Annotated in this window: 9 protein-coding genes and 2 pseudogenes; 2 read left to right on the top strand and 9 right to left on the bottom strand. The window is 69.2% G+C overall.

The annotated features are described in order from the left end of the window. Window positions 1-76: 76 nt before the first annotated feature. On the top strand, window positions 77-370 hold the full coding sequence (locus ACFYOY_RS48670; RefSeq protein ID WP_388594510.1) for a hypothetical protein: 294 nt from the start codon (window positions 77-79) through the stop codon (window positions 368-370). Here ACFYOY_RS48670 and ACFYOY_RS48665 read toward each other — a convergent pair. Both ACFYOY_RS48665 and ACFYOY_RS48660 read right to left on the bottom strand, forming a co-directional pair. Then, window positions 281-715, bottom strand: coding sequence for an FAD-dependent oxidoreductase (locus ACFYOY_RS48665; RefSeq protein ID WP_351906291.1), 435 nt, complete (start codon window positions 713-715; stop codon window positions 281-283). The two genes, ACFYOY_RS48670 and ACFYOY_RS48665, sit on opposite strands and share 90 nt — an antisense overlap. A gap of 16 nt (window positions 716-731) precedes the next feature. After that, window positions 732-2,179: pseudogene (locus ACFYOY_RS48660) on the bottom strand (NF041680 family putative transposase). A gap of 752 nt (window positions 2,180-2,931) precedes the next feature. Between ACFYOY_RS48660 and ACFYOY_RS48655 the strand changes: the two are divergent. Further along, a complete protein-coding gene (locus tag ACFYOY_RS48655) occupies window positions 2,932-3,189 on the top strand; it encodes an SRPBCC family protein (protein WP_388594508.1) in 258 nt (85 codons plus the stop codon). A gap of 306 nt (window positions 3,190-3,495) precedes the next feature. On the opposite strand, the gene ACFYOY_RS48650 is transcribed toward ACFYOY_RS48655, so the two are convergent. From ACFYOY_RS48650 to ACFYOY_RS48620, 7 genes and pseudogenes are all read right to left on the bottom strand, one after another. Beyond that, on the bottom strand, window positions 3,496-4,155 hold the full coding sequence (locus ACFYOY_RS48650; RefSeq protein ID WP_351906294.1) for an adenylate kinase: 660 nt from the start codon (window positions 4,153-4,155) through the stop codon (window positions 3,496-3,498). 318 nt (window positions 4,156-4,473) lie between these two features. After that, window positions 4,474-5,562, bottom strand: a pseudogene (locus ACFYOY_RS48645) (XdhC family protein); the annotation flags it as partial. A 43-nt stretch (window positions 5,563-5,605) separates the two neighbouring features. Beyond that, window positions 5,606-6,976 carry an MFS transporter gene (locus tag ACFYOY_RS48640; RefSeq protein ID WP_351906276.1) on the bottom strand — a complete coding sequence of 457 codons (1,371 nt, stop codon included), beginning with the start codon at window positions 6,974-6,976 and terminating at the stop codon, window positions 5,606-5,608. 104 nt (window positions 6,977-7,080) lie between these two features. Then, window positions 7,081-8,349 carry a 2Fe-2S iron-sulfur cluster-binding protein gene (locus ACFYOY_RS48635; RefSeq protein WP_351906279.1) on the bottom strand — a complete coding sequence of 423 codons (1,269 nt, stop codon included), beginning with the start codon at window positions 8,347-8,349 and terminating at the stop codon, window positions 7,081-7,083. Next, window positions 8,346-9,242, bottom strand: a complete 897-nt coding sequence (locus ACFYOY_RS48630; RefSeq protein WP_351906282.1) for an FAD binding domain-containing protein — start codon at window positions 9,240-9,242, stop codon at window positions 8,346-8,348. The genes ACFYOY_RS48635 and ACFYOY_RS48630 overlap by 4 nt, the downstream gene beginning before the upstream one ends. Before the next feature lie 8 nt (window positions 9,243-9,250). Beyond that, window positions 9,251-10,030, bottom strand: a complete 780-nt coding sequence (locus ACFYOY_RS48625; protein WP_351906285.1) for an enoyl-CoA hydratase/isomerase family protein — start codon at window positions 10,028-10,030, stop codon at window positions 9,251-9,253. A 2-nt stretch (window positions 10,031-10,032) separates the two neighbouring features. After that, window positions 10,033-12,465 (bottom strand): xanthine dehydrogenase family protein molybdopterin-binding subunit, encoded by a 2,433-nt coding sequence (locus ACFYOY_RS48620; protein ID WP_351906288.1) that lies wholly within the window; start codon window positions 12,463-12,465, stop codon window positions 10,033-10,035. Window positions 12,466-12,601: the final 136 nt, after the last annotated feature.

Raw genomic sequence — 12,601 nt, 5'->3', positions numbered from 1 at the left:
GAGCCGCTTGGGCTCCGAGTACAGCTGCGCGTGGGGGAAGTTCCAGAAGTAGCCCACGGACCGGCTGATCGCGCGCTTGAGGTCGTACGACGTGGGCCAGGCCGCGTTGTGCGAGTGGCTGGCCGAGCCAGTCAAGGAGCACTTCGAACTCCGCGACATCGCGGAGATCAAACTGTTCTTCAACGAACTGGCGGGACCGGAAGACGTGGCACGGCTCGCCCAGGACCAGGTCGAGCAGCACAGGCGACTGCTTGGCGTCGCCGACGCCAGTTCGACCAGTTCATCGCGTGACGTCGGGCTCGGTGTCCGCGCTGGTGCGGGGGTCGGGGACGACAAGCTGCCAGGAGTCGCCGAACCTCCGCCACTGTGAGCTCGATGGCCCCGGCCGTCTCACCGGTTCCGCCCCCGTTTCCCTGGCCCGGTGCGTGGTGGCCGCCAGGAAGGCGTGCGCGAGCATGGCGAGGGTGATGTGCCGGTACGTGGCGCCATGGTCGTAGGAGCTGACCGAGATGCATCGGCCCGCGACGATGACGTTGTCCACGCCCGCCGGCACCAGCGACCGGTACGGGATGTCGAAGGTGCCGTCCCCGCCGATCTGGAAGAACTCGGCCTGCCCGGTGTCCGGGTCGTGGATGTCGACCGGGAAGCACACCTTGCCGACGGTGTCCGGCTGGGAGCGACCCTCGTTGACGTCGTCGTCCGAGATCTCGTACAGGCCCTTAACTTGATCTTTAACCTGTGCGGCGTGGACGTGGGGTCGTTGACTTCTTCGTTCGTCCCTTTGCCGGGCCTGGTTTGCCGACCGTGTACACGTCGTGGCGTGGGGTGGGCCGGGCGTTCTTGCTCCCGGGTGGCCGTCCAGGTCCAGGGCGGGAGGATTTCGGTGCTCCGGCTGGGCAGGCGGCCTTCGGGCGGAGGTGCCGGAAATCGCGGCGGACGCGTGCGGGGGTGAGCCTGTCGGGCGGGGTCGGCTTCTCCCACGGCCGCCGGAGGTCTGCCGCCAGCGGGCGGGCCAGACGCAGCCGGGTGAACACGGCGAGGACCAGCCAGGTCCACCGGTCAGCGCCTCAGGGGTGCGGATTTTCGGGCAGGTCCAGCCCAGGGTCTGCTTGAACAGCCGGAAGGTGTGTTCAATGTCGAAGCGCCGCAGGAACGCCTGCCACAGACGGTCGACGTCGGCGGTGGTGGCGTCGGTGCCCGACCGCCACAGCCAGACTGGCTTCGGTGTCGCGCCGCTGGGCAGATGCTCGACCTGCAGACGGATCACGGTGCCCTCGATCACCGGCAGGGCACCCAGCTGGGCGGTCCAGGCCGAGCGGTGCGCCAGTCTCGGATGGAGCCGGTCCCAGGCCCGGGCGACGACTGTCCCGGTAGAGGCGGGTTGCGGTCACCGTCTGCGCGTCGGGGGTGCCCCAGGTGGCCGGGTCACCGAACACGAACTCGCCGCCGTGGCGGGGCGGGCGGCCCCGGACACCGGGCTCGCGAGGTGGGACCGCGCGGCGCAGGACGCGGTCCGAGCGCATCCGGCCCAGTACCTGCACCGGCAGATCCTTCAGCACGAAGGCCAGGCGGGGCACGTCGTAGCCGGCGTCCACCACGATCAGGATCTCCGGGTCGCCGTCCTTCCACTGCCCGGCGGCGACCAGCCGCTCGACGAGTTCGCGCATCTGCCCGGCGGTCACAGTCGCGGCGTCGTCTCCTGGTGCCAGACGCAGCGCGTCCAGCGGCGCGGTCCAGGAACTGCGGCCCGTCTCCAGCGCGCAGATCACCGAGTACGGCCAGCCGGGAACGGGGATGTGCTGGTCCTTGCCCCGGCCGTAGGTGTGGCACAGGATGCGCTGCGGTGAGGTGTGCGCGTTGGGCCGCAACCAGCAGGTCAGGTCGGCGGCCAGCACCAGCCGGCCATCCGACGCCCGCGGCAGCGGCACCACGGCAAGGGCCCGTCGCGGCCGGGCCACCTCGACCGGGCTGCGGCCAGGGCGTCGTAGAGCCCGCCGTGCCCGCGCCGGTGTTCGCCCACCAGCGACAGTTCCACCAGCGACCGGACCGGGCCGTCCGCACACAATACGGCGGCCGCCAGCTCGAACAACGCGTCCGCACGCCTGGTCAGACACGAGTAGAACTCACCCCGGAAGCGTGACGGTTCCGCAAACGGATTCTGTCGGAAGACGTGATGCAGCAGGCTCGTCCCCACGGCCTTCGTGCTGGGCGTTGTATGTTCCTTGGCCGGATCACATGCTCAGCCGAAGGCCGCCTGCGTGTAGGACAGTTACCACTCCGAGTGATCAAGTACGAGGAGTCGTTCGGACCCCGAGGCTAAAGATCAAGCTTAATGTGCCGGGTTTCGCGTACGCCCGGGAAGATCGCGGGCATCGTGTACGCCGCTTCGAAACCGGGGACGTGCTCGCGCAGGAAATCCCCGATGCGGCCTACATGCCGCGTCAACTGAACGGTCGAGGGGTGCAGGCCAACGCACCCCGGACTCGGCCGCAGGCTGCGGCGTCGAACGTGATCCCTTCCCCGACGATGCGGCCGACCATCTCTGGGGCCATGTCCGGCCCCATGGAGGACGGTTGGCGGACGGCCGACATGGGCCCGACACCGGCAACGAAGGGGACGTCAACACCGGCCCTGGAAGCTGGTCTTCCAGGACGCGAGCCCGAACAAAGGCCACTCCGGACGCCTACAACCGGCGTCCGGCGGCCTATTGATGTGCCGATGCAGCACCGGGTAGGGGCCGGCCCCTGCCGGGGCGTGCCGGATAGCGGCCGTTCGTCCAGGTGCCGCGACGTCAGCCCGTGAAGGGACGGGAACCGGAACCGGCTTTTAGTACTGCGATTGCGTCTGTGGTGACGGGGCCGCAGCTTTAGGGGATGTGGCCTTGGCGACCGAGGGCGGCCACGTGCGCCGACCGGAGAACGCAGACGCGACGTGATCGTCGAGCGGCTCATAGCCCTCGACGACACCGCACGCTCTTACAGCTACGCGGTTCTCGAGGCTCCGTTCCCCGTCACCGGCTACCTGTCCACGCTGAGGGTGCAGGAAGTTCCCGGCCAGGCCGACACCTCACGCGTCGTGTGGTCGGGAACGTTCACCCCCGCCGGCATCAGCGCCGAAGAGGCTGTTGACCTCTTCCAGGGCATCTACGCCGATGGCCTCGCCGCTCTCCGGGACACCCTGGCAGCATGAGCGCTTGACGTGGCCGCTGACCGGGCGCTTTGCGCGCCCCCGGTCAGCGCCGTCCAGGAAACAACGCACGTCCTATGCCCACGACGAGTCAGTAGCCGAAAGCAGACAGAATTGCGGTGCAACCGGTGCCGCGATGCCTCTAGTCACAGGACCGACAGCGCATGACAGCACGGGCGAGGATGAGACCCGCACATCACACGGCCCATGCCCTCGCCTACGGCCGCCCAAGGTGTGAGGCGTGATGCCAAGGCAGAAGCTGACCACGGCATCACCCCCTGGGTTGCCCTGACCAGCCGGCCTTGAGAATCAGATGACCATGCTGGGCACGATTGCGGCGAGCACACGGCGGGTAACCTCCTCGACCGGCCCGGTCGCGTTCACCCGGGTCAGCGACCCAAAGCAGGCCGCGTACCACCTGAGCAGCGGCACGGTTTGCTCGGCATAGACGGACAGGCGGTTACGGACGATCTCGTCCTGGTCGTCGTCGCGTCGTTGGAGTGCGCCTCCGCAGGCCTGGCAGGAGCTCGGCCCGTCGTTGGCGACCGGGTCCCTGCGCTGAACCAGCCCGCAGTCCCCGCAGGTCCGCCGAGCGGCCAGGCGTCGTACGACGTGGTCGTCGGGAACTTCGAAGGCGAGCACGTGGTCCAGCGCGGCGTCCTGGTCCACCAGGGTCTGGTGCAACAGCTCGGCCTGCCGAACCGTGCGGGGGAAGCCGTCGAGGAGGAAACCGGAGGCGGCGTCCTCCTCGGCGAGACGGTCGGCCATCATCGCCGCTGTCATCTCATCGGGTACGAGGGCGCCAGCGTCCATGTACTCCCGGGCCTTGCGGCCCAGCGCGGTTCCCGCCGTGACATGGACGCGGAACAGGTCGCCGGCAGAAATCACCGGAATGGAAAAACGCTCGGCGAGGAACCGGGCCTGGGTGCCCTTGCCCGCTCCGGGCGGGCCGATAAGGACGATGCGCACAGGTTCGTTCTCCCAGCTGTGAAAAACGGGCATGGTCAAGAGGCGGTCGAGCCGCGCTGTTGAACTGGTGGGGGCCGCACTCCGGTCCGGGCGGTCATGGCGCATTACCGCCGGGATTCACGGCGATACATCCGGGCCGGGGCGCGGCGGCTTTCGGGCGGGTCCCGGCCGGGCCAGGCCGGAGGCGTGGGCGAGGGTGGTGGCGTCGCAGGACCGACGCTTCCCGGCGGCGTCACACAGAGGCAACCGGGGTTCGGCCCCGCTCTGCTCGCCTCCGCTCTGGATCTGCCGTTCCGGCGCCACCATCTGCGGGACCGTGCTCCGATGAATGTCCCCCGTCAGTCGACTCAGTGGGAGGCCGACGCCGCCCCAGCGTCGTTGAATGATCTCCGCAGCGATGGAGACTGCCGTCTCCTCTGGAGTGCGAGCGCCCAGGTCGAGGCCGATCGGTGAGGCGAGACGGCCAAGCTGGGCGTCCGTGACGCCCCTCTCCCTCAGCCGCGCGACGCGGTCGGTGTGCGTGCGGCGGCTGCCCATCACCCCTATGTACGCCGCCGGTGTGCGCAGCGCGGCGATCAGGACCGGAACGTCGAACTTCGGGTCGTGAGTGAGCACGCAGATGACCGTGCGCTCGTCGACGTCGGTCCGGGCGAGATAGTCGTGCGGCCACTCGCACACGACCTCGTGGGCCTGCGGGAACCGTCCGGCCGTGGCGAACACCGGGCGGGCATCGCACACGGTCACGCGGTATCCGAGCTGGGCGCCCATGCGGCTCAGTGCCAGGGCGAAGTCGTTGGCGCCGAAGATCAGCATTTTCGGCGGCGGGGCGAAGGACTGGACGAACACCGGGATGTCGTCCATGCGGCGCTGCCCGTGCGGCCCGTAGTGCTCGGTGCCGGTCATCCCCTGGGCGAGCAGGCCGCGGGCGTCGTCGGTCACCGCGGCATCGAGCCCGTCGTCGCCCAGGGAGCCCAGCACACAGTCCTGCCAGATGTAGCGCTGAGCCCCCAGGGGCGCCGGGCCGCCGATCACCGTGGCGACGGCGACCGGCTGCTCCCGCTCGATCGAGCCGAGCACCTGGCTGATCGAAGAGGCGGGAACAACCGGCCGGATCAGGATGTCAATGATTCCCCCGCAGGTCAGGCCGACGGAGAACGCCTCCGCATCACTGATGCCATAGGTCTCCCGTCGAGTCTCCCCGGTCTCCAGCACTTCGATGGCCGCCTCGTACACCGCGCCCTCGACGCAGCCGCCGGACACGCTGCCCACGACCTCGCCGGCCGCGCTGACCGCCATCACCGCGCCGGGGTCGCGCGGCGCGCTGCCGCGTGCTGCGACCACTGTGGCCAGGCCGAAGGCCGTGCCCTCGGCCAGCCATTGGCGCAGCTGTGGCATCACTTCACGCATCGTGGCTCATCCTCCGATCCGCGGGCATCGGGCGCGCGACGATCTACACCGAATTGACATCGAGCGCACCGTCAGGAACCTCTCTGTACTGCTCGACCGGTTGCGGTCGCCGGCCGAAGGACACCGAACCCCGGGTCTCCGGGACGGCGAGGAGCGCGACGACGAACACCAGGCTCGATCCAGCCAGGAAGAACGCGAGCCGCGACGGGACATGGGTGAGATCAGGGCTGAGCAGGGTGACGAACGTCGGCGTGAGGCCGCCGAGCATGAAGCCCAGATTCCAGCTGACCGCCGTTCCCCTGGCCCGCAGCTCCGTCGGATACCGCTCGTTCAGGAAGATCATCAGTGGCGCGTAGGCCGCGTTGGACAGCATCACCATGATCATGCACAGCACGGCGACCACGGCGCCGCGCTCGCCTCCGGCTCCGGCGATGGCCCAGACGACGGTCGGCAGCGCGACGACGTTGCACAGCCCGAAGCCCAGCATGGTCCTGCGGCGGCCGAGTCGTTCACTCAACTCCCCCGCGCCGATCGCCGCGGCGACCACCACGAGGCTGGAGGCCAGGAGGATGAGCCCGCGCAGTCGCTCGGTGACAGGCACGATCTCACTGAGAAGGGTGGGCAGGAAGCCCGACGTCAGGTAGTACTGCGCCCCGCCGCCGGCCGCGACGGCGATGTTCAGCGCGAGGATCTTCTTGCCCTGGCCGCGGAGGAGTTCACGGAACGGCACCGGCTCGGGAGCCTGGCCGGCCTCGTCTCCGTCCCAGGCCGGTGACTCCTCGACCTTCTTGGATACGAACAGGCTCAGCAGCGCACCGACGAGCCCGCAGAAGAACAGCACCCGCCAGCCCCACTCCTCGAAAGCCGGGCCGGGGAACACGGCCGAGACGGCGATGTACGCCACACTGGCCAGCGCCGCGCCGAGGCCCGCACCACCGGCACCGATCAGTCCGCTCATCAGGCCTCGCCAGCGCGGGCCGATGCTCTCCGTGCCCAAGGTGTGGGTGGTCGCGGTGACACCGCCAACGAACAGGCCCTGCACCACACGGAGGATCAGGAAGAGGACCGGAGCGAGCACGCCGACCGTGGCATACGTCGGCACGAGACCCATGGCCGCCGTGGTGAGGCCCACACCGCCCATCACGACCACCATGGCCTTCTTGCGGCCCCTGCGGTCGGCGACCTCACCGAAGACGACGGCGCCGGCAGGGCGCATGAGCACCGTGATGGCGAACGAACCGAACACCGCGGCGATACCGAGTGTCGGACTGGAGGTCGGAAAGATGTTCTTGGTGACCGGTCCTGCGACGTAGAGCAGCAGGAACAAGTCGAACAGGTCGAATGACCATCCTGCGACCGAGGCGAATACCGCGGCTCCAGGCGACTTCGGCTGCTGCTGGGTGCCGGAAGTCAAGGTGTTCCCCTTATGTCGGAGGTTGTAGGGGGTGGGCCCCGCGGTTTCCGCGGGAGCCCGGGAGTGCCGGCGTCAGCGGGGGCGGGTGCTGTTGACACCTCGTCCTAACGCTCCTTCTCGCGGCCGCTGCGCCAGCGCTTCCCGCCTCGGCGCAGCAACTGCTTGATGCGGTCGAGCAGAGGTGCGAAGACCAGGCTCATGGCGCTCGGGGCCTTCACCGGGCCGGACGGCGCCTGGCCGGAGGCTGCCGCTTCGGCGACGGCGTCGGCGAACTGCTCGAACATGCGGCGGCTGACGTCACCGGCAAGGGCGCGGCCGAACTGAGCGATACGGCCGGTGAGATAGACCTTGGCGTCGGCGTGCATCGCGGTGCCGGTCTCCGTGGGCTCCGTGCGGAGCGTGATGTCCGCCTGGGTCTGCGCTCCACCAGTGTCCTGTCCCTGGGCGATCGCCCGCAGCCGGCCGGCCGCGCGGTCGTGCTCGACGATGTGCGCGAGGCCGTTGAACGCCAGCTTGATCGGCCCCACCGACACCCGGGCACGGCCCGCGTAGTGGTTGTCGCCGAGGTCATCGGTGAGCTCGGCACCGGGCAGGCAGCGGGCCAGCAGGTGGATGTCGCCCAGTACGCGCCAGATCTTGTCCTCGGACAAGTCGATCCCGGTCGTGATCTCGACCGCGATGGTGGGGTCACCGCTGGGCAGCACGATGTCCTTGGTCAGGGACGCGGCCGTGTCGGCGTTGTCCTCCTGGCCGTCGGAGGCGTTGCCGCCCTGCCCGGAGCGGCCGACGAGCGCCCGACGCCCGCAGTTGCCCGGGGCGGGAATTCCCTCGGGGTGCGCACGGTGAGCCTCCCCCACCGCGGCGAGGATGTTCCGGTACCCGGTGCACCGACAGATAACGCCCGAAAGTTCCTCCGGCAGCTCCTCCTCGGTGACCTCCGGCTTGTTCGTCAGCAGGTCGTAGGAGCTCATCAGGAAACCTGGGGTACAGAATCCGCACTGCAACGCGTGGTTGCGTCCGAACGCCTCCTGCAGCGGGTGCAGGTCGTCGGGCCGCCCCAGTCCTTCGACGGTGACGACGTCTGCCCCGTCAAGCTGTACGGCGAACAGCAGGCAGGCCCGTGCCGCCTCGCCGTTGACCAGCACGGTGCACATTCCGCAGACACCGTGCTCGCAGCCCACATGCGTGCCAGTGAGACCCAGATGGTCGCGCAGTGCGTCGGAGAGGGTGACCCGCGCGGGCAGCTCGAGAACGGTGGGTGTCCCGTTGACGGTCATGCGCAGTTCGACCGTGTCGTCCGCCCCCGCTTTCACCGGCCGGGGCTTGGCGGGGGGCACCGCCTCGGTACGTGCTGCTGCTTCGTTGATGGTCATGTGCTTACCTCGCAGGAGGCCTTACGGGCCCGCTCGTATGCCTTGGAAAGTTCCCTGGCGGCCAGGGTGCGGAGCAGTCGGCGCCGGTAGTCCCTGGACGCGTGGGCGTCACCGTCGGTGTCGACCATCTCCTCGACGACGGCGGAGACCTGCTCCCCGAGCTGGTCCGCTGGCGCGTCGCCCATGCCCGTGACCGCCGCGGTGAGCTGCTCGGAGACGTCACGAGTGACCGCCCTGTCGGACACGCCGAACGCGGTCATCGTCGCCTCCGGGCGGCCACTGCGCATGCGTACCCGCGTGGCGACGCCCGCAAGGGCGAAGTCGCCATGCCGGCGTGCGATCTCGGCGAATCCGAAGCCCTCGTCCGCGGCGGCGACCGGCAGCCGCACGGAGGTGAGGATCTCGTCGGGGCCCAGCGCGGTGGTCATCGCCCCGCCGTAGAACTTCCGGGCGAGAACCTGCCGGGAGCCGTTGGGCCCGGTCAGCGTCAACTCGGCGTCGAGACAGCAGGCCACGGCCGGGAGCTCGGCCGACGGGTCGGCGTGGGCGAGGCTGCCGCAGACCGTGCCCCGGCTGCGCAGTTCCCGGTGTCCTACCCAGGGCAGGGCCAGGCGCAGCAGCGGAACGCTTCTGCTGAGCGGGTCCCGCTCGACGCGGCGCTGCCGTACGGTGGCGCCGATGTGCAGGTGCTCATCGGAGCGGGCCAGCTCGTCGAGCTCCTCAATGGAGTTGATGTCGACCAGAGTGTCGGGGCGGGCGAGTCGCATGGCCAGCACAGGGGCCAGCGACTGCCCACCCGCGATGACCTTGCCGCCCCCGCTGGTTCCCACCAGTTCGGCGATCGCGTCGGCAAGACTCGACGGACGAACATAGGCGAACGGTGCGGCTTTCATGGCTCAGCTCACCGGCCCTGGAACTTCGGGGCGCGCTTCTCGACGAACGCGGCGACGCCCTCGGCGAAGTCGTGGCTGGAGCGCAGCATGGAGTACGCCTTGCGTTCCAGCTCGATGCCGGAGTACAGCGGCGCGTCGACGCCCTTGTCGAGGACTTCCTTGGCGGTGCGGGCGGCCAGCGGCGAGAAGCCGAGCAGCGCGCTGACGATCCGCTCGACCTCGGCATCGAGCGCCGCACGGTCCTCGACGACGTTCGCGACCAGACCCCAGTCGCCGGCCTGCTGGGCGTTGATGCGGGTCGCTGTCATGACGTGGTACTTGGCGCGGGAGAGGCCGATGAGCCGGGCGAGGCGCTGTGTGCCTCCGGATCCGGGGATCATGCCCAGCCGCATCTCCGGCAGCGCGAACTCGCTGCGCTTGGTGGCGATGCGAATGTCGGTGGACAGTGCGAGTTCGAGGCCGACGCCGAAGCAGTAGCCGTCGACGGCGGTGATGACCGGCTTCGGGCTGCGGGCCGGCGCGGTGATGTTCTGGCCGAGGTCGGTGAAGTCGACTGGCTCCACCTCCATGAAGCCGAGGATGTCGCCGCCCGAGGAGAAGTGCTCGCCGGCGGCCTGGATGACCACCACCTGGATGTCCTTGTCGGCGTCGATCTCGGCGAAGCGGTCGGCCATCACCTGGCGGGTTTCCATGGTGATGATGTTGAACTTGCCGTGGTCGAGGGTCAGGTAGGCGACGCGTCCGTCGTGGCCGCGGTCCAGCCTGATCTCGCCTCCGGTGAGTGCCATGGTCACAGGGCCCTTTCGCTGTCGCTGCCGTTGAGCAGCTCGTTGAGCACGTTGCCGTGCAGGGGGAGCGTGGTGATGTCCACGCCGGCCGGGGCGAGGGCGTCGGCGACCGCGTTGGCGATCGCGACGGGAAGGCTCATGCTGCTGCCTTCACCGCAGCCCTTCGCGCCGAGGCGCGTGAGCGGCGAGGGAGTCTCCAGGTGGTCGCTGTTGAGCTCGTACTGCGTCTCCGCAGTGGTGGGACACAGGTAGTCCATGAACGTCGCGGTGGGCTGCCCGGCGTCGGTGTAGCGCATCTCCTCGAACATCGCGCCGCCGATGGCGTGCGCGAGCGCGCCGTGGATCTGGCCTTCGAGCAGCTGGTGGTTGAGGATCGTGCCCGGGTCGTGGACTGTCACCACCTGCTCGAGCTCGAGCTGCCGGGTCTCGGCGTCGATGCGCACGCTGACCAGTTCGGCGACGAACCCGTAGCACAGGCTCGAGTTGATCTGGTCGGTCCTGCTGGCTGCCTTCGACTGCGGGGGTGTGAAGGCGGCCTCCTCGTACAGGCGCGCGGGAGTACCCTCGGGCAGCGCACCGGGGTCCCAATGGACCAATCCGGCCGCATGCCGGAAGGAGACCGCCCGCTCGGGTTCGCCACGGAGCCGGACCTGGCCCTGGCTGAGTTCAACGTCGGCCGGATCGGCACCGAGCAGGGTGGCGCCGGCGATCTTGATCGTCTCGGCCAGCTTCTCACTGGCCTCGACCAGTGCACTGGTCAGCAGGGGTGCGAACCGGGACGAGTAGCTTCCGGAGGTCACCGTCCACGGTGTGGTGGCGGTGTCCATCTCGACCACCGGCCGCACCTGTTCCAGTGGCAGTCCGAGCTGTTCGGCGACGACGGCCTGGGCGACCGTGGCATGGCCTTGCCCCTGCGGCACGGTGCCCAGCAGCACCGACACGATGCCATTGAGGTCGACGCTGATGCGCACGTGCTCAGTGGAGCCGGACTTGCCGCGCCCCGTCTTGCGTTGCTCGGCCGGGGTGGCCAGGCCCACGTAGCCGATGTTGGTGGCCGACGGGTCAACGATCGTGGCGACGCCGATGCCGAAGTACTCGCCGCGCTCGCGTGCCTCCCGCTGCTTTTCCCGCAGCGCCTGGTAGTCGGCGTTTTTCAGCAGCATGTCCATCACGCGCTGGTAGTCGCCGGAGTCGTAGATACCGCCGGTGGGGGTGGCGTACGGGAAGTCCTCGCGCTGTACGAAGTTGCGCTGCCGCAGCTCGGCCGGGTCAAGACCGCAAACTCCGGCGATCTTGTCCATCAGCCGTTCCAGGCCGAAGTAGAGCTGCTGGCCGCCGAATCCGCGGTTGAGGCCGGTCGGTGTCTTGTTGGTGACCACGGCGCGGGAGCGGATCTGCACGGCGTCGATCTTGTACGCGCCGGTGATGTTGCCGAAGCAGCGATACAGCGTGCTGGGCTCCGGCGGGCGCAGGTAGGCGCCGACGTTGTCCACTAGGTCCGCACGCAGCGCCTGCACTGTGCCGTTGGAGGAGACCGCGGCCTCGAACCACATGACGCGGTCGGAACCGGAGGAGCTGGCAAGCAAGTGCTCGATACGGTCCTCGGTCCAGCGCACTGGCCGGCCGGCGTACTTGCTGGCCAGCGCCATCAGCGCCACGTAGGGGTAGATGCCGGCCTTGATCCCGAAGCTGCCGCCGTTGTCGGCCGGGATCATCAGCCGAACACGCGAGGCGGGCACGCCGAGCGCCCCGGCCAGCACCGGCACCATGGAGAACGGACCGTGGAAGTTCGCCCAGGCCTGGACGGCGGGCCCGTCGACCTCGTCCTGCCACTCGGCGATGACCGAGTAACACTCCATCGGGGTCGAGGAGTACCGCGGGAAGCTGTACTTGCCCTTCACAATGTGGTCGGCGGCGGCGAAGACGGAGTCCACATCACCGAATTCGAAGGTCCGGTCGGTCGCCACATTGCTGTCGGCACCGTCGTGCAGCCGCGGGGCCTCGGGCAGGAGGGTCTTCTCGACGTCGACCACCGGCGGCAGCGGCTCGTAATCGATTTCAACGAGCTCGGCGGCGTCCTCCGCGAGATACCGGTCGGCGGCCACCACGACCGCCACCGGCTCACCGACGAACCGGACCTTGTCGGTGCCCGTCGGGTAATACGGCATGGGCGTCTTGAGCGAGAGCGGGAAGGGTTTCAGCGTGGCGAGGACCTCCTCGGGTCCGATCACGGCGGCGACACCGGGGTGCCGTCGCGCCCGCTCGAGATTGACGCCGCGGATGCGTGCGTGCGGATGCGGGCTGCGCACCACCGCGGCGGTGAGCGTGCCGGGCAGGGGGTCGATGTCGTCGAGGAAGCGGCCACGGCCTGTGAGCAGCGCAGGGTCCTCGATCCGTGCGGTCGGCCGGGCCGGCCGTTCGAAGGTCTTAGTCATGTGCGTCACCTGTCTGCCGCGGCGGCGCTGTCGGCCAGCGGGTGATAGTCACCGGAGCTCAGTCGGCGGCGCTGGATCTTGGCCGCTCCCGACTTGGGGAGCTCGTCCACTGCGATGAGTCGTTTGGGGCGTTTGA

This window comes from Streptomyces sp. NPDC007875 (assembly GCF_042868035.1).
Classification (GTDB): Bacteria; Actinomycetota; Actinomycetes; order Streptomycetales; family Streptomycetaceae; genus Streptomyces; species Streptomyces antimycoticus.
The sequence above is the reverse complement of the archived record's forward strand: the minus strand, read 5'-3'. Positions and strand labels throughout refer to the sequence as shown.

What these genes read in the sequence shown, in the direction of transcription:
- ACFYOY_RS48625 (WP_351906285.1), bottom strand. Translation starts at nt 10,030, where the DNA reads ATGGCACTCACCGGAGGCGAGATCAGGCTGGACCGCGGCCACGACGGA.
- ACFYOY_RS48620 (WP_351906288.1), bottom strand. Translation starts at nt 12,465, where the DNA reads ATGACTAAGACCTTCGAACGGCCGGCCCGGCCGACCGCACGGATCGAG.
- ACFYOY_RS48630 (WP_351906282.1), bottom strand. Translation starts at nt 9,242, where the DNA reads ATGAAAGCCGCACCGTTCGCCTATGTTCGTCCGTCGAGTCTTGCCGAC.
- ACFYOY_RS48635 (WP_351906279.1), bottom strand. Translation starts at nt 8,349, where the DNA reads ATGACCATCAACGAAGCAGCAGCACGTACCGAGGCGGTGCCCCCCGCC.